Annotated in this window: 14 protein-coding genes; 2 read left to right on the forward strand and 12 right to left on the reverse strand. The window is 62.1% G+C overall.

Annotated elements, in window-relative coordinates:
* Nucleotides 1–9: 9 nt before the first annotated feature.
* From dnaE to JQ611_RS09005, 12 genes are all read right to left on the reverse strand, one after another.
* Entirely contained in the window at nt 10–3,516 is a 3,507-nt protein-coding gene (gene dnaE / locus JQ611_RS08950; RefSeq protein ID WP_212465252.1) for a DNA polymerase III subunit alpha, read from the reverse strand.
* Between the two features lie 822 nt (nt 3,517–4,338).
* On the reverse strand, nt 4,339–4,593 hold the full coding sequence (locus JQ611_RS08955; protein ID WP_212388892.1) for a hypothetical protein: 255 nt from the start codon (nt 4,591–4,593) through the stop codon (nt 4,339–4,341).
* 672 nt (nt 4,594–5,265) lie between these two features.
* Entirely contained in the window at nt 5,266–6,012 is a 747-nt protein-coding gene (locus JQ611_RS08960) for an outer membrane protein (protein ID WP_212465253.1), read from the reverse strand.
* A 351-nt stretch (nt 6,013–6,363) separates the two neighbouring features.
* Nucleotides 6,364–7,077 (reverse strand): ABC transporter ATP-binding protein, encoded by a 714-nt coding sequence (locus JQ611_RS08965; RefSeq protein ID WP_409363298.1) that lies wholly within the window; start codon nt 7,075–7,077, stop codon nt 6,364–6,366.
* Complete coding sequence (locus JQ611_RS08970; RefSeq protein ID WP_212465254.1) at nt 7,070–8,350, reverse strand: lipoprotein-releasing ABC transporter permease subunit; 1,281 nt, start codon at nt 8,348–8,350, stop codon at nt 7,070–7,072. The genes JQ611_RS08965 and JQ611_RS08970 overlap by 8 nt, the downstream gene beginning before the upstream one ends.
* A complete protein-coding gene (locus JQ611_RS08975; RefSeq protein ID WP_212262410.1) occupies nt 8,350–9,630 on the reverse strand; it encodes a lipoprotein-releasing ABC transporter permease subunit in 1,281 nt (426 codons plus the stop codon). The genes JQ611_RS08970 and JQ611_RS08975 overlap by 1 nt, the downstream gene beginning before the upstream one ends.
* A gap of 94 nt (nt 9,631–9,724) precedes the next feature.
* The gene (proS, locus tag JQ611_RS08980; protein WP_212465255.1) at nt 9,725–11,047 is read right to left on the reverse strand and encodes a proline--tRNA ligase; all 1,323 of its coding nucleotides are present in this window, start codon (nt 11,045–11,047) and stop codon (nt 9,725–9,727) included.
* A gap of 888 nt (nt 11,048–11,935) precedes the next feature.
* Entirely contained in the window at nt 11,936–13,501 is a 1,566-nt protein-coding gene (locus tag JQ611_RS08985) for a CopD family protein (protein WP_212465256.1), read from the reverse strand.
* Nucleotides 13,502–13,506: 5 nt separating this feature from the next.
* Entirely contained in the window at nt 13,507–14,031 is a 525-nt protein-coding gene (locus JQ611_RS08990; RefSeq protein WP_212262416.1) for a YcnI family protein, read from the reverse strand.
* Nucleotides 14,032–14,174: 143 nt separating this feature from the next.
* Entirely contained in the window at nt 14,175–14,678 is a 504-nt protein-coding gene (locus tag JQ611_RS08995) for a copper chaperone PCu(A)C (protein WP_212262418.1), read from the reverse strand.
* Nucleotides 14,679–14,764: 86 nt separating this feature from the next.
* Nucleotides 14,765–16,987 (reverse strand): TonB-dependent receptor domain-containing protein, encoded by a 2,223-nt coding sequence (locus JQ611_RS09000; RefSeq protein ID WP_212465257.1) that lies wholly within the window; start codon nt 16,985–16,987, stop codon nt 14,765–14,767.
* A gap of 92 nt (nt 16,988–17,079) precedes the next feature.
* The gene (locus JQ611_RS09005) at nt 17,080–17,454 is read right to left on the reverse strand and encodes a DUF2946 domain-containing protein (RefSeq protein ID WP_212388906.1); all 375 of its coding nucleotides are present in this window, start codon (nt 17,452–17,454) and stop codon (nt 17,080–17,082) included.
* Between the two features lie 560 nt (nt 17,455–18,014).
* On the opposite strand from JQ611_RS09005, the gene JQ611_RS09010 reads away from it, so the two are divergent.
* Complete coding sequence (locus tag JQ611_RS09010; RefSeq protein WP_212388908.1) at nt 18,015–18,419, forward strand: globin; 405 nt, start codon at nt 18,015–18,017, stop codon at nt 18,417–18,419.
* A 156-nt stretch (nt 18,420–18,575) separates the two neighbouring features.
* Complete coding sequence (locus tag JQ611_RS09015) at nt 18,576–19,595, forward strand: sugar ABC transporter substrate-binding protein (protein WP_212262426.1); 1,020 nt, start codon at nt 18,576–18,578, stop codon at nt 19,593–19,595.
* Nucleotides 19,596–19,599 lie beyond the last annotated feature (4 nt).

Below are 19,599 nucleotides of genomic sequence, written 5' to 3' on the forward strand. Positions count from 1 at the left end.
GCCCAGCACCTAAAGCGTCTGCACATCCACCACGCCCGACACCGCCTTGATCGCGCCGGCGATCTGCGGCGAGACCTTGAAGCGGCCGGGAAGCTTCATCTCGACCTCGGTTTCGAGGTCAAGCATGATCACCAGCGAGACGTCGCCGTCGGCGCCCCCCACCGGCGCGGGCGCCGGTTTCGCCGGCAGACCCTTTGGCGCGCCGGGCACGACCGGCTCCGGCATGTTCAGCCGTCGTGCGATGGAATCCAGCGGCTTGGTGTCGCGGACGAAAATCCGCAAACCCTTCTGGGTTTTGGCCGCCGCGTCATCCAGCGGCTCGGCATGCAGCACCCTCGCCCGCACGTCCTCGCCCTGCAGTTCGGCGCCGAGCTGCAGCAACACGGCAGCCCCCGGCTCCAGCACGTCGCGATATTGCGCGAGGCCTTCGGAGAACAGCACCGCTTCGAAATGGCCGGTCGGGTCGGACAGGCCCATGATGCCCATCTTGTTGCCGGTCTTGGTCCGCCGCTCCATGCGCGAGACGACAGTGGCCGCGACCTTGCCGGCGGTCGCGCCGGTTTTGACCGCGCGCGAGAATTCCGCCCAGGACTGCACGCGCAGCCGCTTCAACACCATGGCATAGTCGTCGAGCGGATGGCCCGACAGGAAGAAGCCGATGGCGTCGTATTCGCGCCGCAGCCGATCGGCCGGCAACCACGGTTCGATCTGCGGCAGCATGATGGTCGGAGCATCCGCGGCGCCGCCGAACATGTCGTTCTGCCCGATCGTCGACGCCTCGTGGCTGCGCTGGCAGGCGGCCAGAATAGCCTCCGCGCCGCCAAATACCCGCGCGCGGTTTGAATCGATCGTGTCGAAAGCGCCGGCGGCCGCCAGGCTTTCGATGACGCGCTTGTTGATGGCGCGCGGATTAACGCGCGCGGCGAAATCGGCGAGCGAGGTGAACAGCCCATTGCGCCTTTCCTCCACGATCAGTTCGACCGCCTGCGGGCCGACGCCCTTCAGCGCTGCCAGCGCATAATAGATGGTGTTTTCGCCAACCTCGAAGGTCGCACCCGAGCGGTTGATATTGGGCGCCTCGACCTTGATGCCGAGCCGCTGCGCCTCGGCGCGAAACTCGCTGAGCTTGTCGGTGTTGTTGAGTTCGAGCGTCATCGACGCGGCCAGGAACTCGACCGGATAGTGCGCCTTCATATAGGCGGTGTGATACGACACCAGCGCGTAAGCCGCGGCGTGGCTCTTGTTGAAGCCGTAGTCGGCGAACTTTGCCAAGAGTTCGAAGATCGTATCGGCCTGCCCCTTCGGCACGCCGTTCTTGACCGCCCCGGCGACGAAGATCGCGCGCTGCTTCTCCATCTCGGCGCGGATCTTCTTGCCCATCGCGCGGCGCAGCAGGTCGGCGTCGCCGAGCGAATAGCCGGCCATCACCTGGGCGATCTGCATCACCTGTTCCTGGTAGATGATGACGCCGAAGGTTTCCTTCAGGATCGGCTCCAGGATCGGATGCAGATATTCCGGCTCCTCGTCACCGTGCTTGCGCGCGCAATAGGTCGGAATGTTAGCCATCGGGCCGGGCCGATAGAGCGCCACCAGCGCGATGATGTCCTCAAAGCGGTCGGGCCGCATGTCGACCAGCGCGCGCCGCATGCCCTGGCTTTCCACCTGGAACACGCCGACCACATCGCCCCTGGCCAGCATCTGGTAGCTCGGGGCATCTTCGATCGGCAGCGTTGCCAGATCGACATGGATATTGCGTTGCCTGAGCAATTTGACCGCGACGTCGAGCACGGTCAGCGTCTTCAGGCCGAGAAAGTCGAACTTCACGAGGCCGGCCGGCTCGACCCATTTCATGTTGAACTGGGTCACCGGCATGTCGGATTTGGGATCGCGATAGAGCGGCACCAGTTCGCTCAAGGGGCGATCGCCGATCACGATGCCGGCGGCGTGCGTCGAAGCGTGCCGGGTCAGTCCTTCTAGGCGCTGCGCGATGTCGAAGGCACGCGCCACAACGGGGTCTTCGTCGCGGAACGCCTGCAGTTTTGGTTCACTCTCGATCGCCGCAGCCAGCGTTACCGGGGCTGCGGGATTCTGCGGCACCAATTTGGTCAGTTTGTCGACCTGCCCGTAAGGCATCTGCAGCACACGGCCGACGTCGCGCAGCACGCCCCTCGCCTGCAGCGTTCCGAAGGTGATGATCTGCGCCACCTGATCGCGGCCGTAGCGCTGCTGCACGTAGTCGATGACCTCGCCGCGGCGATCCTGACAGAAGTCGATGTCGAAGTCCGGCATCGAGACGCGTTCCGGATTGAGGAAGCGCTCAAACAGCAGGCCAAACCGAAGCGGATCGAGGTCGGTGATGGTCAGCGCATAGGCCACCAGCGATCCCGCGCCCGAGCCGCGACCCGGCCCGACCGGAATGTCGTTGTCCTTGGCCCATTTGATGAAGTCGGAAACGATGAGGAAGTAGCCCGCATAGTTCATGCGGTTGATGACGTCGATCTCGAACGCCAGCCGCTTCTGGTAATCCTCCTCCGAGGTGCCCTGCGACAGGCCATGCACCGAAAGGCGCCTGGCAAGCCCCTCCTCGGCCTGACGCTTCAGTTCGGCAGCCTCTTCGCCTACCGCATCGGATCCCGATCCCGCGCCGACCGTGAAGCGCGGCAGGATCGGCTTGCGCGTCATCGGCCGGAACGAACAGCGTTCGGCGATCTCGACGGTGGAAGCCAGCGCTTCCGGAATGTCGGCGAACAGGACCGCCATTTCGGCGCGGGTCTTGAAGCGGTGATCCGGCGTCAGCTGTTCGCGGTCGGTCTCGGCGATCAGGCGGCCGCCGGCGATGCATAGCAGCGCGTCGTGGGCTTCGTAATCGTCAGTGCTTGCGAAATACGGCTCGTTGGTCGCGACCAGCGGAAGGCCCTTGGCATAGGCGAGATCGATCAGGCCCGATTCGACACGGCGCTCCTTGTCGATGCCGTGGCGCTGCAATTCGACATAGAGGCGGTCGCCGAACAGGCTGGTCAGCCGGTCGCAGCGCGTCGCCGCCAGCGCTGAATGATCGCCGTGCAGCGCCAGCGAGATCGGCCCCTCGGGGCCGCCGGTCAACGCGATCAGGTCCTCCGAGTAGCCTTCAAGCCATTCGAGCTTGATATGCGGGGATTGGTGAACCGGCGTCTCCTGGAACGCCCGCGAGTTCAGGTGCATCAGGCTGCGATAGCCGCGCTCGCGCGCCGCCAGCAGCACGATTCGCGCAGGTGCGGTGGCAAGCGCATTGCGCGCGTTGGGATCCTGGTCGCCGAAATCGATCGCGAGTTCCAACCCGACGATCGGCTGGATGCCATAGCCCGCCATCTTGTCGGAGAATTCCAGCGCCCCGAACATGTTGTCGGTATCGGTCAGCGCCAGCGCCGGCTGGCGGTCGGCTTTGGCAAGCTCGCCGAGCTTGGCGATCTTGATCGAACCCTTCAGCAGCGAATAGGCCGAATGAACGTGGAGATGAACGAATCCGGCGTTGGACATGTCGCTTTGAGGGCTCTTGCATCGTGGATGGGAGCGATCGTCAGGCTCTCCGAGAAACTTCCCCGGGCGCCGACTCGCCAACTCCAATGGTGATGCGTTGGGCTAGCGGAGTCCACGCGGAACGCTCAGCTTGCGCCCGCCATCCGGCTTTTCCCCAAGGGGCTGTCGAAGCCTGCTTTGCAGGTACGCCGGCCCCGATCCTGCCCCACCTCAGAGCTGGGGAATGAGCTGCGCCCACACCGCGATCATCCCGACAAACAGCGTAATCGACGCCAGAGCGGCGGCTTCTTCCACAAACATCCTCAACATCGCAGGCACTCCCGATCCAAGAACATATGAGGAACATTGTTCCTTTTTTGTTCTAAGAGTCAAGCGCGCCTGGCGGGTCAGTTTGAAGAATGATCCCTGTGGTTAATCCTTGGGGGCCCGTCCCCCCGTCGCAATGTCTGTGATCGCTTGGCGAGCTGGTTGGGGTCGCTAGGGCGTTTCGGGTGGCTTGCCATTCCCGCCTTCTGTCCGAGGCCGTTCAATAAGCTCGTATGTGGGAACGTGGCCGCTATTCCACCACGACTCCAGCGCAGCCCCGCAGACCGTGCAGACCGCGTCACCTGTTTGCGGTACCAAGAACTTCTCTTCAGTACGTCTGTACTCGGCGCCGCAATTGCATTGGACAATTGTCGCCATCCCCGGAATATGCGCCTGGAACCGCCCTTTTTCCAGCCCGGAACTCTGCCACAATCAAACTGACCCACTCCGGGCCGCCTCCCGTCGCGGGGTCTATCATCGACTTGGCGTTGGTTGGGGTCGCGGGGCGCTCGGGGATCATATGAGCGCTCTCATCAGCTTTTCGATGTAGTCATTCACGGCATCTGCAAAGTCGCACTGAGAGCCGGGCCCGGCCGCGTCTCCGTGAGCTTTCACCACCGACCGAACGCTTTCCAAGGCGTCCCTTTGCTGAGGTGCGGGCGTCACGGCGACCATCTCGTTGATGGCATTTTCTGCCAGAGGAATGGCGCCCGTCTTGGCCTCCGCAATCAGCGGGCTCAGCACGGATGTGCATTTGTGTACGTTTTCCATGCCCCATATATGCGCCCGGCCCGGTCTGTTTTCCAGCCCTCCGGGAAGCTGTCATTGGCACGACATCCCCGCTTCCATCGGCCCCCAGAAGCCACATTCCGTGGTGGGGTGATGGGGACCGCGCGCGTGAAGGCGGCCGTTGAAAACCAAGAGGGCTGCGGCGGCGAGTAGGACGGCTGAAACGACGATGGGGAATCTTATTTTCATGCCCGTATATGCCTTCGCAAGCCGACCAATTCCAGCCCGCGCGGCTACGCCGTTTTTCGTCCAAAGACCGGCTGCGTCCGCCTGATCGGCTTCCAGCCGAAATAATCATGGGTACCGGACCAGGCGTGGACTTCGGTCTGGCAAACCATGCATTCGAATTTGCCCGCATGCTTGTGCTGATGCTGCTCCCTCGTCGCGGAGTAATCCATCCCGCAACCGGGGCAGGTAAATTCTTCGGATGTCCAGATGCTGCTTGCCATTGCGCAACTATGCGCCGGCCGTGAGCTAATTCAAGTCCGCGACAGCCCTGTAGTTAAGGACGCGATAAGTGGACTGGCGCTCTCGCGTTAACAAACACTTCCGCGATGTCTGACCATCCCCACCGGGCCCAACAAAAAAGCCCCGGGCAATGCCCGGGGCTTTGATGGTCTCGCTAGAGGATAGCGAAATCAGTACTCAGTTAGATCAGTACTTGGCGATGATCGGGCCACCGAACTTGTAGTTCAGGCGAGCGGTCACGAGATCGACGTCCTGGCTGATGCGATCGGTGCCGAAGAACACGCCAGCCGGCGTAATGAACGTGTAGGTCCGATCCTGCAGGAAGATGTGATTGTATTCGACGCCAATCGACCAGTTCGGGGCGAAGCCGTATTCGAGGCCAGCACCGACCGTGCCACCCCAGCGGGTGTCGTCGCCGGTGGACGCAGCAAGCGCGCCAGCAACGGTGTTGATGTGGTTACGATTCGAGGTCACAGCAGCACCGCCCTTGACGTAGAGCAGGACGTTGTTGACGGCATAGCCGACCTGACCGGTGAACAGGCCGAACGCGTCGATCTTCGAGTGGTTGACGAAGCCGGGGAACAGCAGGCTGGTATTCGAGCCCTTGAAGTCAGCCCAGTTGCCCTGCGCTTCCAAGCCGAACACCCAGGTGCCGGCCTGCCAGCGATAGCCGATCTGACCACCGACCGTGGCGCCCGATGCGTCATGCGAACCCTCGGGGCCAAACGCAACGTTGGGAGCGACCGCGTCCCAGTCATTGCGGCTCCAACCGCCGCCACCGTTGACGCCGATGTAGAAACCACTCCAGTCATACACAGCGGCGATCATCGGCGGCGCCTTGGTGTAAGGACGCGCAGCGAGATCCGCAGCCACTGCCGGCGCAGCCGCGCCGAGCGCGATCAGACTGGCCGTTACAAGCAAAACCTTCTTCATCTTTTTTAATTCCCGTTCCAGTTGGTACAGCCCCCAAGGCCGTGGCAGCGTCATATCATTGTTCGTTTGAATTACTGTCACTTGGCTGCAACAGCGCACGCGAAACGAGTTCAGTGAAAATGTAAGTTAATATTGTGTAACAGGCACTTTTCGAAACATTGCGTGACGTTCGCCGCAGAAAAATCACAATGGAACCGCGCAGCGGTATCACCGTGTGCGATTGTGTTGAAGAGATGGCGCGCGTGCGCGGCTAAAGATGTTCAACGATCCGTGATCGAACCGACGAGCGCGCTCCGAGCTCAACGAGATTCGAATGTGTGGAGCGATTCCAATTCCATTGTGAAGCTGTCGTCATTCCAGCTCGACGACCTGACCGTCCACCAGCGACACCCGCCGGTCCATGCGCCCGGCCAATTCCATGTTGTGGGTTGCGATCAGCATCGCGACCCGCGTCGCCTTCACGAGCTGCATCAGGGCGTTGAACACGTGATCGGCGGTGTGCGGATCGAGGTTGCCGGTCGGCTCGTCCGCCAGCAGCACCCGCGGCGCATTGGCGACCGCGCGTGCGATCGCGACGCGCTGCTGCTCGCCGCCGGACAGTTCGGCCGGGCGGTGGGTGATGCGTTCGCCAAGACCGAGATAGGCCAGGATCTCTGTTGCACGCTTGATGGTCTCGTTGCGCTTGAGACCGCGGATCATCTGCGGCAGCATGACGTTTTCGAGCGCGGTGAATTCCGGCAGCAGCCGGTGCTGCTGGTAGACGAAGCCGATGTCGGAACGCCTGATGTGGGTGCGGTCGATGTCTGACAATTGCGAGGTCGGCGCTCCCCCGACATAGACCTCGCCGTCATCGGGGCTTTCGAGCAGGCCCGCGATATGCAGCAGCGTCGACTTGCCCGAGCCCGACGGCGCCACCAGCGCCACCGACTGCCCGGCCCATAGCGCGAGCTTGGCGCCGTTGAGAATGGTCAGCGTCGCCTCACCCTGCGTGTACTGGCGTTTTATCTCGTGGAGATAGACCACCGGTACATCTTCCGCGCCCTCGGCCATTTTGCCCTCACTCATAGCGGAGCGCGTCCACGGGATCGAGGCGCGCCGCGCGCCAGGACGGATAGAGCGTGGCCAGGAACGACAGCGTCAGCGCCATGATCACGACGGCAGAGGTCTCGCGGAAGGCGATCTCGGCCGGAAGCTTCGAGAGGAAATAGATCTCTCGCGGAAATATGTCGGTGTTGGTGAGCCACGACAGGAATATCTGGATCGATTCGATGTTGAGACAAATCAGCATGCCGACGAAAAACCCGGTCAGCGTGCCGACCACGCCGATCGCGGCCCCCGTGATCAGGAATATCCGCATGATCGAGCCCCGCGAGGCGCCCATGGTGCGCAGGATCGCAATGTCCTGGCCCTTGTCCTTGACCAGCATGATCAGGCCGGAGACGATGTTGAGCGCCGCGACCAGCACGATCATGGTCAGGATCAGGAACGTCACGTTGCGTTGGACCAGCAGCGCATTGAAGAAGGTCGAGTTGCGCTGCCGCCAGTCGACCAGGAACACCGGCCGCCCGGCCGCATCCGTCACCAGCCTGCGGAAAGTGTCGATCTTGTCCGGATTGCTGGTGAACACCTCGATCGCGGAGACGTCGTCCTTGCGGTTGAAATAGACCTGCGACTCCGGCAGCGGCATGAACACGAAGCCTGAGTCATATTCCGACATCCCGATCTCGAACACGGCGGCGACCTTGTAAGGCTTGATGCGCGGCGTGGTGCCCATCGCGGTCACAGCCCCCTTCGGGGCAACCAAGGTGATGCTGTCGCCGGCACGCAACGACAGCGTATCGGCGAGCCGGCGACCGATCGCGACGCCCTGCCCCTCGTCGAAGCCTTCCAGCGTGCCCTGCTTGATGTTCGCCGAGATCGAGGTGAGGTTGTTCAGGTCAGCGGCGCGCATGCCGCGCACCACCACGCCCGAGGCGTTGAAGGCCGACGACGCCAGCGCCTGACCGTCAACCACCGGCGCGGCCAGCCGGACACCCTGAATCAGGCTGATCCGCTCGGCGACATCCATCCAGTCCGTCAGCGGCGATTCCAGAGGTTGGACCAGCAGATGCCCGTTGAGGCCGAGGATCTTGTCCAGCAGTTCCTTGCGAAAGCCGTTCAACACGGCCATCACGACGATCAGCGTCGCAACGCCGAGCATGATGCCGAGGAACGAAAAACCGGCGATGACGGAAATGAAGCCTTCCTTGCGGCGCGCCCGCAGGTAACGCCCGGACAACAGCCATTCGAACTGTGAGAACGGCGGGGTACGAACTGTCTCCTTCATGGTCTCACCCATCACTCGTACCGGAGTGCGTCGACGGGATCGAGGCGCGCGGCGCGCCAGGACGGATACAGCGTGGCCAGGAACGACAGCGTCAGCGCCATGATCACCACCGCGGTGGTCTCGCCGAAATCGATCTCGGCGGGCAGCTTGGACAGGAAGTAGAGCTCCGGCGAGAACAGCTCGGTATTGGTCATCCACGACAGGAATTGCCGGATCGATTCGATGTTCAGGCAAACCAGCATGCCGACAAAAAAGCCGGTCAGCGTGCCGACCACGCCGATCGCAGCCCCCGTGATCAGGAATATCCGCATGATCGAGCCCTGCGAGGCACCCATGGTGCGCAGGATCGCAATGTCCTGGCCCTTGTCCTTTACCAGCATGATCAGGCCGGAGACGATGTTCAGCGCCGCGACCAGCACGATCATGGTCAGGATCAGGAACATCACGTTGCGTTCGACCTGCAGCGCGTTGAAGAAGGTCGAATTGCGCTGCCGCCAGTCGACCAGGAACACTGGCCGCCCGGCCGCTTCCGTCACCAGCTTGCGGAAAGCGTCGATTTTGTCCGGATTGGAGGTGAACACCTCGATCGCTGTCACGTCGTCCTTGCGGTTGAAATAGGCCTGCGACTCCGGCAGCGGCATGAACACGAAGCTCGAATCATATTCCGACATGCCGATCTCGAACACCGCGGCGACCTTGTAGGCCTTGATGCGCGGTGTGGTGCCCATCGGGGTCACGGCCCCCTTCGGGGCAACCAAGGTGATGCTGTCGCCGGCATGCAATGACAGCGTATCGGCGAGCCGGCGACCGATCGCGACGCCCTGCCCCTCGTCGAAGCCTTCCAGGGTGCCCTGCTTGATGTTCTTGGCGACCGAGGTGAGGTTGTTCAGGTCCGCGGAACGTATGCCCCGCACCAGCACGCCCGAGGCGTTGAAGTACGAGGACGCCAGCGCCTGGCCATCCACCACAGGCGCGGCCAGCCGGATGCCCTGAACCTGGTTGATACGCTCGGCGACATCCTTCCAGTCGGTCAGCGGCGATTCCAGCGGCTGAATTAAGAGATGTCCGTTAAGGCCGAGGATCTTGTCCAGCAGCTCCTTGCGAAAGCCGTTCATCACGGCCATCACGATAATCAGCGTCGCAACGCCGAGCATGATGCCGAGGAACGAAAAACCGGCGATGACGGAAATGAACCCTTCCTTGCGACGCGCCCGCAGGTAACGCCCCGACAACAGCCATTCGAACTGCGAAAACGGCGGGGTTCGGACTGTCTCGTTCATGGTCTCATCCATCTTTCGATAATCCCATGATTCGGGGCCAAATGTGGCCGGGAATGGCCAAGAATACCCGCCCCCCGTGGATAATCTTTATCCCGCTATCTTCCGCTTATCGTCCAACTATCTTGGCGACCGCTTCCGCCGGGCTGAGATTCTCGCGTGAGCCGTCGCTGCGCCGCTTGATCTCGAGCTTGCCCTCGGCGAGGCCCTTGGGGCCGACCAGAATCTGCCAGGGGATACCGATCAGGTCGGCGGCGGCGAACTTCGCCCCTGCGCGCTGATCGGTGTCATCATAGAGGACATCGACGCCCTTGGCCTCGAGCTCGCGATACAGCGCCTCGCAGGCGGCATCGGTGTCGCTGGAGCCCTGCTTCAGGTTCAGGATCACGGCGGTGAACGGGGCCACCGCTTCGGGCCATTTGATGCCGGCATCGTCATGGCAGGCCTCGATGATGGCGCCGACCAGGCGCGACACGCCGACGCCGTAGGAGCCGCCATGGATCGGGACGTCGACACCGTCGGCACCCGCGACCATCGCCTTCATGGCGTCGGAATATTTGGTGCCGAAGTAGAAGATCTGGCCGACCTCGATGCCCCTGGTGTGCACCTTGTTCTCGGCAGGCACTTCGCTGTCGAAGCGCGCGGCATCGTGCACGTCCTCGGTCGCGGCATAGACCGAGGTCCATTGCTTGATGATCGGGGTCAAATCGCCGTCATAATCGACGTCGTCGCCCGGGATCGGCAGGTTGAGCACGTCGCTGTCGCAATAGACGCCGGACTCGCCGGTCTCGGCCAGCACGATGAATTCGTGGCTGAGATCGCCGCCGATCGGGCCGGTCTCCGCGCGCATCGGGATCGCCTTCAACCCCATCCGCGCGAAGGTGCGCAGGTAAGCGACGAACATCCGGTTATAGGAGCGCCGCGCCGCCGCCTCGTCGATGTCGAACGAATAGGCATCCTTCATCAGGAATTCGCGGCCACGCATCACGCCGAAACGCGGACGCTGCTCGTCGCGGAACTTCCACTGGATGTGGTAGAGATTGAGCGGCAGACTCTTGTAGGACTTGACGTAGGCGCGGAAGATCTCGGTGATCATTTCCTCATTGGTCGGCCCGTACAGCAGTTCGCGCTTGTGGCGGTCGCTGATGCGCAGCATTTCCGGGCCATAGGCGTCGTAGCGGCCGCTCTCGCGCCAGAGGTCGGCGAGCTGCAGCGTCGGCATCAGCAGTTCCAGGGCACCTGCGCGGTCCTGCTCCTCGCGGACGATCTGCTCGATCTTCTTCAACACCCGAAAACCCAGCGGCAGCCAGGCGTAAATGCCCGCCGCTTCCTGCCGCATCATGCCGGCACGCAACATCAGGCGATGCGAGACGATCTCCGCCTCTTTCGGATTCTCTTTCAGGATGGGCAGAAAAAACCGCGACAATCGCATGGGGCAACTCAGGGAATCAGGGGGCGATAAGGAAGAATGGCAGTGAAACCGGATCGGCTACGAAAATACAAGGCCGGAACACCTTAAAAAGCCGCAAGATATGCGGATTTCCGACCGTTCTGCCCCCGATATTGACCGCATGATTGCGGCGCGATCAGGTCCGGGTTGGTCTTCGCAGGCAATGACCGGGAACGGTGCGTGTCCATACGCTTCTGTCGTCCCGGCGAACTCAGATGCGCAATTGCGCATCTGAGCTCAAGGCCGGGACGACGGTGGTGTTTGTTGTTGCACCGTCATCCAAACGCAGCTTCGCATTCTCGCGACGCGATGCGCCCGAGGTTTTCAATTTCGGTCCGCCCTCTAAAAATCCAGAGGGCGCAGGGAATGCCGGATGCGCGCTGCACCCGCGGTCTCGTGTGCGAATTGTGCTAAGAAAGCTGCACACGAGCATACAGGGCAGCGGAGGCAATCCGACATTCCCTGCGCAATGGCTTTACGGCTTATAACGCGATCTCCCCGGTCGGGCCGTGCTCGTTGTCACCGTCGCCCGTGGAAGCGTGAGCTTCTCACGAGCTTGACGCCAGCATACGGGGCATCAGGACCACGCGTCTTTGCCGTACGCCTTTGCCGCGCTCGTCAGGCGCAACATCAGCGTCCACCGCGACCCGCCCCTCGTTGTGACGATGGCCAACGCCCCTCTGAGTGGGACGGGATGGCTATTGATGTGCCGGTGATTTGGGGTCGAAGGAAAGGTAAATATTTTTGATTTACAGAAATTTAGGGCTTGACATGATTTCGATAAATCAGAAATGATTTGCCCGACGGGTTGTTTTGTCGCATGCTGGCCGCAAGATTGCGCTTGCGCGCGAGGCGACGCAGCATACCCCGTCACCGTACTTCGAAATCACCCTCCAGAGTGATTTTCTCGAAATCGGTCACCAGCGCGTCGATCCGCATGTGCCAACGGCCGGCGAGCGGCAACGGCACGCCGCGCACGCGCCAGGACCCATCCGGTCCGCGCGTCGCTTCACGCTCGAATGGTTCGATACCGCGCTCCGGCAGGCTCAGCGTCAGGGTCGCCTCCTTGGCCGATAGCGCGGCGAAGTCGCCGGTCATCAATTGCAGTACAAAATCATCCGAACCCACTTTCCCCGGCGAAATCGACACCTGAGCCATCGCAGTCTCGGTGTGGATATGGATCGCCAGCGGCGCCTGCGCGGCGGCCGCCAGCACGCGCGGCGGCGGCGTGAAACGCCAGCCCGCGACGACGGCGAGGATACAAGCCACCACGACGCATTCGATCAGGATCGAACCGATCAACGGCCGCGTATTCCCCGGATCAGCCGCGACGGCCGGCGTCAGGCGGTATCGGTTCAGCGCGGCGAGCCCAAGCAGGACCGTCACCAGTGTCAATTTGACCAGCAGGATAATGCCGTAGCGGGTGTCGATCAGCGCATGAAAGCTCTCAAGCTGGATGACCGCCAGACCCAATCCGCTCAACACCAGAAATCCGACGACCGGCACGGCCAGGCGCGAAAACCGTTGCAGCACCGGCACCACCGCCCCCGTCGATTGGCGCGCCAGCACCACTAGGGGCGCGAGTGCGCCGACCCAAAAAGCGATGGCAACGCCGTGGAGGAACATGGCAGGCGCCGTCAGCGATTTCGGTGACGCCGTTGCGGCGTGTCCGCTGGTTGCCAGCGACAGTCCGACGCCTGCCATCGCGAGAACAGTCAACGCCCGGGCGGTAATCCTGGTCGGGCTGCGCCACGCGAACCCGGCGATGACCATCGACGCGATCGCAATCAGCAGCGACGGTCCGAGGCTGGTTCCGAGCGCGCCAGTCCATGGCGCTGAGGTCGCCAGCCCGCCGAGCGGAAGATCGAGCAAGTCGAGACCCTGCAGGCCAAGCGAGGCGACAGCGCTCGCGACACCGACGGCAAGCGCGCCCGTGATCACGCGCGCACCGCTGGAACCCTGCCCGATCCATACGGCAAAGAACGCGCCGCCGACGCCTGCGAACAAGCCGACATAAACCCCGATGCGAGCCAGCCAAATCAGGATCGCAACCGGCCCGCCATTCGACCTGGCGGTATTGGCCGTCGCAACGCCGATCGAAAACACCAGCGATCCCGCGACGGGATGCCCGTCCTGGGAAACCACGCGATAGCTGACGACCTGAGTCCCGCGCGGCAGATCATCAGGCAACACGATCACGACGGATTGGTCGACCGCGCGAACCGTGACGGCGCGCGACTTGCCCGCGGCATCGATCAGGTTGACAACCGCGGGTGTGACGCTTTCGTTGAACTGCAATTGCAGGGTCTTTGGCGCCTCGGCCACGACGCTGCCATCGGCAGGTTCGGCATCGACCAGCGACGCATGCGCAAACGTATCGGTTGCAAAACAGAGCGCCACCAGCAGTGCCGCGACGGCTGCGATGGCGCGTAGCATCGAATTTACGGCTTCGAGATCAGCTTGAGGCCCGGCGCCGGCGACGAGCCGTCATGACTATGCGACCCGGCCCCGGCCTTCGGAATATCGATCCAGCGGCTTACCCCCTTCTCGCATTCCTGCACCACCGGAAAATACAGCGTGGTGTTCGGCTTCAGGCCACCGGTGAGAAAGGTTGCCATGACGAATTCGTCGTAATTGTCGTCCGCGAGCTTGCCCCCGCTCCAGGACACTTCCTTGACGCCTTCGGAGAATTTGTTGCCATGATATTCGTATTCGGCGGCGTATTTTCCCTTGATGGTCTCGAGAGTCCAGCCAGCCTTCGGCATCGGCTTGACGCTGATCACGCCTTCGGGGATTTGCACCCGGATTTTGACGGTGGCCGATCCCGCGCAACCATGCGGCACGGCAAATACCGCCTTGTAATAACTGCCGACGGCCGCCTCGCGCTTCTCGAGCGTAACGTGCGCGTTGGCGGAAGACGCGGCGCAGAGTGCAGCGGCGGCGACTAGTAAACCTGGCTTCGACATTTTTGGCCTCAAATGTTCCTGCTGAATTGATCGGACTTCTCTCACGTCAATGGCGATGATGCGCCGCCCGTTCCTTGCCATGGCTGGTGGACGCGGGGTCGCCCGCTGCACCGGCCGCAGCGGCGAACCCCACGCCATCGCCGTTACTTCTTCATGCCGGAATGACCCGAATGATCAGGCGCGGGCGCCTGCGCGCCGACGCCCTGCACGTCGAGCGACAGCGTCACCTTGCCCGCTTTTTCGAACTCGAGCGTTACCGGTACCTTGTCGCCTTGCTTGAGCGGGCCCTTGAGATCCATCAGCATCAGATGATAGCCGCCCGGCGCGAGTTTTACGGTCTTGCCGGGTTCGATGGCGAGGCCCTTGTCGAGTTCCCGCATCGTCATCACGCCATTGTTGACAGCCATCTCGTGGACCTCGATCTTGCCGGAGATGTCAGCTGCGCCCTTGATCAACCGATCCGGCGTCGAGCCCTTGTTCTCGATGGTGAGGTATCCGCCCGCGATCTTGGCGCCGCCCGGCGTGGCGCGGCTCCAGGCTTGCGTGATGACGAGACCGCCGGCCTTGACCTCCTGGGCGTGCAAGGGGACCGTCTGCAAGCCCGCTACGAGGGCCAGGCACACGAGTTTGATTTGAATTGATTTCATAGCTTGTTCTTTCGATGTTTGAACGGCTTCGGCATTCGGATTTCCACCACGCTGGTGAAGAAACCGGCGACATATACCGTACTCCCTCACCATCGGTACTTCATGCCGGCATAAACAGCCCTTCCGTTACCAGGTTCGAACAGAGGCGACGTGGCGGTTGCCTGATTGATAATGCTCGCACTCGAAATATAGGCCTTGTTGGCCAGATTGCGCCCCTCGATATAGGCCGAAACCGGACCGCCATTGTCGAAGCCCGCCTTCAACCCGACGAGCGCATAGGGCTCGGTCATCAGCGTGTTCGCGTTGTCGACAAAATAGGACTGCGGCACCCATTCGATATTGGGCCCGAAATAGAAACCGGTCGGATTCTTGTACAACAACTCGGCACGGAGGTAGTGGCGCGGGGCCCCGGGCAGGATGTTGTTGCGATAGTTTGGATCGTTGTCGAAACGAAAATCGTTCAGCGTATACGCAAGATTCAGCCAGATCTTGTCGGGCGCCGGGCCGTTGTTGAAGATGCCACGGAAAATCGCGGCGCCCGCACCCGCTTCGATGCCCTGGTGAATGGTGCGATCGGCGTTGGTGACGTTACAGGTTCCGGCGGCGTTGCCGAAGATACATTGCAGCTCGTCGCGGATGTTGGCGCGATAGGCCGTGATCTCCCAGGCGTAATCGGGCCGCTTCATCCGAGTTCCGATCTCGTAGGTGGTGGCGATCTGCGGTCGGATGCTGGTGAAGGGAATGACCGGCGTGCCCCCCGCTCCGGACGAACTTTCCCCAAAACTTGGCACCTCGGCGCTTCGGGAGATGTTGGCGTAGGCCTGCCAGGTCGGATCGATATTCCAGAGCAGACCGGCCTTCGGCGACCACAGCCTGAACTCGGTCGCCCCCGACTGATTGCCATCGCTGAGAAAGCGATCCTGCCGGTTGCGGGTTGCGTACAGGAACTGCGTTCCGCCGATCGCGGCAACATTCGGCAAGAAGTAAAAGCTGTCCTCGATGTAGAGGGAGGTGTTTTTCGACCGATCGATCGACGACGACAACAGCGCGCCCTTCTGGCCGCCGATATTCGCGAACTGCTGGTTGTCGATGCTGCCGTTCAGGACGTTGACGCCGGCGACAAGGCGGTTGCGGAAGCCGCCGATGTACCGGTCGTCGGTGACCTTCGCGAAGCCGCCATAGTCCTTGTAACTGTAATCGAGCCACTGAAAGATCGGGTGCATCAGGTGACGGTCGACGCCGAACACTCCGAATTCGACCTTGGTGTCTTCAAACCGGATCGTCGTCTTGTTGGCGAGCCGCACAGTATCGATATTGCGCTGCTGGTCATTGGTGACGTTTGCGGGAGCGGCGGCTTCAGGATTGCTCAAGGCGGAGGCCTTGGTGACGGTGCCGGGGATACGCTGGCGCACCTCATTGGCGTTGAAATAGAACCGTGTCTCGACATCCGGCGAGAACTGATAGCCGACATTGCCGCTGACGCGCGTGCTGCTGCCGCTGCTGTGATTGCGAAAGCCGTCGGACGCCTGGGTCGAAGCGGTGACGAAACCGTCCCACGGCCCATTCGCGCCGCCGGCATTGGCTTGGAGCCGCTTGAATCCGAATGCGCCAATATCAGCCGACACCCCGTTCGGAAACGGGTCGCGGCCGGTCGGCATCACGAAATTGATGGCGCCGCCGAGCGAGTTCGCGCCGAACTGCAGCGCGTTGCCGCCCTTGTAGACCTCGACATATTTGTAGGCGGTCGGATCGATTTCCTGGAAATCGCCATAGCCGTCCGCGGTGTTCATTGGAATGCCGTCCATATAGAGCTGCACGCCGCGCAGATGGAAGTTCCGTGACAGGCCGGACCCGCGGATCGAAAGCCGCGTGTCGTCACCCCATTTCGGCTGCGCAAAGACGCCGGGAACGTAATCCAGAATGTCCTTGATGGTGTTGGCGACTGTCGAATTCCTGTACGCTTCGGCCGGCACCAGCGCGACGCCGCCCGGCGTCTGGTTGATCTCCGCCAACGCCTGCTGTGCACTCAGTACCGCCAGGGCGCCGCGCCGCCCCTGCCCCTGATCGCTCGCGACCGGCGCAACCGGAGCCGGATTTCGAACGCGAGATGCCCGCGCGGTGCGCGCCGCGGCGCGTTGTGGGGGACGGGTCGTGGTCGCCCGCTGCTGTGTGGGGGCGTCAACCGTGACGGGAGGCAACACGCCGTGCGGGCTTGTCTGCGCGGCTGCTGGAATGGAAGCAAGTAGGACGGCGCCGGCAAGCAGGGGCTTGCACGGGCGCGCGCCCGAGGGGAAATGATAGCGAAACATTGATAATCCTGACACCGGCGCTGTGGCCGGCTTATTGAACTGCACCGATCAGCGCAGCCGAGGCCGCACCGATCGTTCGGATGTTCGAAAGGTCAGGAAATAGAGGGTGGCGCGCGCGCTTGCGCGTGCGAGCCGGCGCGGGAACCGAACCGCTCCGTTGTGAATTCGACCCAGACCACGCGCGCGTGCCGGCGTTCGAAGACGACGGCGTCGGCGGTTTGCGGTACATCGACCGGCGCACCGGTCTGGAGCACGCTGCAGACCGAACAGCAACCATCGTGCGCGCGATGCCCGGTCTGGTCGCTCTGGCCGGTGGAGGCATCTGCATTGCCGTGACAGATCACGGCCGCGGCGATCGGATCGGAGGCCGCGATGCTGGCCGCCCAGCATGCGCCGATCGGTGCGAAAATCTGCACCAACAAGGCGATCAGGACTATGGGTAGGAACTTTTTCAGCCGCGCGCGCATTGCAAACCCATCCGGGTCAAGAACTAATCACCGAGAGAGTCCGAAGTCGAGATCGGGTTTCCGGTTTATCCGCTTGTGTTGCGCAAATAACCCGGCGTTTTGGATGCGTTCCAGCCGATTGAGGCGGCGATTCCGGCCCTCCGCGCCCGTGACCCAGTACGGGTACTGACCCTGCGCCACAAGGAATAGTGGTGCAATTCCAATCATTTCGCAGATTGCTGGAATTTTGAACAATCGTTGCTGAAAATGGTGACAAGTGGAAAAAGATAGTCTACATGTGCTGGCTCAGGCTGGCCGAAAGGTTGAAGTCTGGTGGTCCAAGTCTCGGGAGGAGCCCTGACGCGCACAAGCAGCGTCGCCTCGTCAATCAAGATCAAACCCAAATTTTCGAGGTAAAAGGGTCGACACAATTTTTGAGCAGGGCTCCGTGCCCTGCTCTTTTTTTTGAGTCTTTTGTTTTGACGCGTTTTCTTTACGCGAACCGCAGCCCGCTTCGGTTGAAAACGCTCTAGAATCGTTTCTCTAAATCGTTCCAAGAGTCTCCGAACCGCGTACGCCTCATGATCGCGTCCAATCCGATCGAGCGAAGCTTTGAGATCGCAGCCGCCCGCTGCGCGGATCTGACGCCGCTGGTCTATCGCCGCCTGCACAGCGAACATCCCGAAACACAAACGATGTTCCGGACCGAGGGCAGCGAGCTGGTCAAGGGCTCGATGCTGGCGCTGACGATCGATGCGATCCTGGATTTCGCAGGTCCCCGCACCGGCCACTTCCGCATGATCGAGTGCGAGATTTCCTCGCATGACGCCTACGGTACGCCGCGCGACCTGTTCATCGCATTCTTCGGCGTGATCGCCGGGACCCTGCGCGAAATCCTCGATCAAGACTGGTCGCCTGAGATCGATGCTGCATGGCGGAAACTACTCGATGAGATCGAGCAGCTGGTCTTGCAGCGCACAAGCTAGGACGGCTTCCACTCAACTTGCTCGATCGATTCTGCACCCTCAGCGATGACGTGATCAGCGAACGGGTAGCGCGTGCGCGACGAGTGTGAGACACTGCGGGCATCCGCGGTGCGTGCAACGCCCTCGGTCATAAAAATGAAAGCGAGGGAGCAAGCAATGTCAGGGACGGACAAATCCTCTACGACCAGGCGTGATCTTCTTCAGTCGGCGGCGTTCGCCGGCGCAGCGACTGCGCTGTTCGGCGGTTTGGGCGTGAGCCCGGCGCTCGCGCAGGCCGCACGTTCCGAAAAACCGCTGAAGGCCGCGTTCTCCAACGCCGGCCTGCAGGCCACCTGGTGCGCGCAGGGCAAGCAGGCCGCGGAATGGTGGGGCAAGCTGTTCAACGTCGAGGTCACCTGGTTCGACGGCCAGCTCGACGCCGTCAAGCAGCGCGCCGCGATCGACAACATGGCGTCGCAAAAATGGGATTTCGTCGCCATCCAGGCGTTCGGCATCGGCACCCTGACCCAGCCGGTGCAGAAGATGATCAGCGCCGGCACCCCGGTCATCGACATGGACACGCTGATCGCACCGCTCGACCAGATCAACGTCCACTCCTTCCTCGCCCCCGACAATGAATTTATGGGCGCTTCGGTGACGCAGGCGCTCTGCAATGCCATGGGCGGCAAGGGCAAGATCATCATGACCCAAGGCGCCCTCGGCCACACCGGCGCGCAAGGCCGCGCCAAGGGCTTCAATACGGTCGTCAAGCAATTCCCGAACATCGAGGTGCTCGATACCCAGCCCGCCGATTGGGACGTCACCAAGGCCGCGCGTCTGTGGGAGACCTATCTGACAAAATACCCGCAGATCGACGCCGCCTTCTTCCACAATGACGACATGGCGCTCGCCGCCTACAACATCATGAAGGCGCGCAACCGCACCAACATCCTGATCGGCGGCGTCGATGCCATGCCGCCGGCGATCCAGGCCGTCAGCGAAGGCCGGATGTTCGCCACCGTCCGCAATCCTTCATGCCGTATCCATGGCGGCGCCATCGTCGCGGGCGTCGCCGCGGTGACCGGGGGCGAGAAGAGCGGTCAGGGCATTCCGAAGCACGTGATAACGGACGGCCCGGTCGTGACCAAGGCCAACGCCGCGGGCATGCAGTGGATGGAGAATCATTTCCTGATCTGAAGCC

It is taken from the genome of Bradyrhizobium sp. AUGA SZCCT0182 (assembly GCF_018130185.1).
In the GTDB taxonomy this organism is placed as follows: domain Bacteria; phylum Pseudomonadota; class Alphaproteobacteria; order Rhizobiales; family Xanthobacteraceae; genus Bradyrhizobium.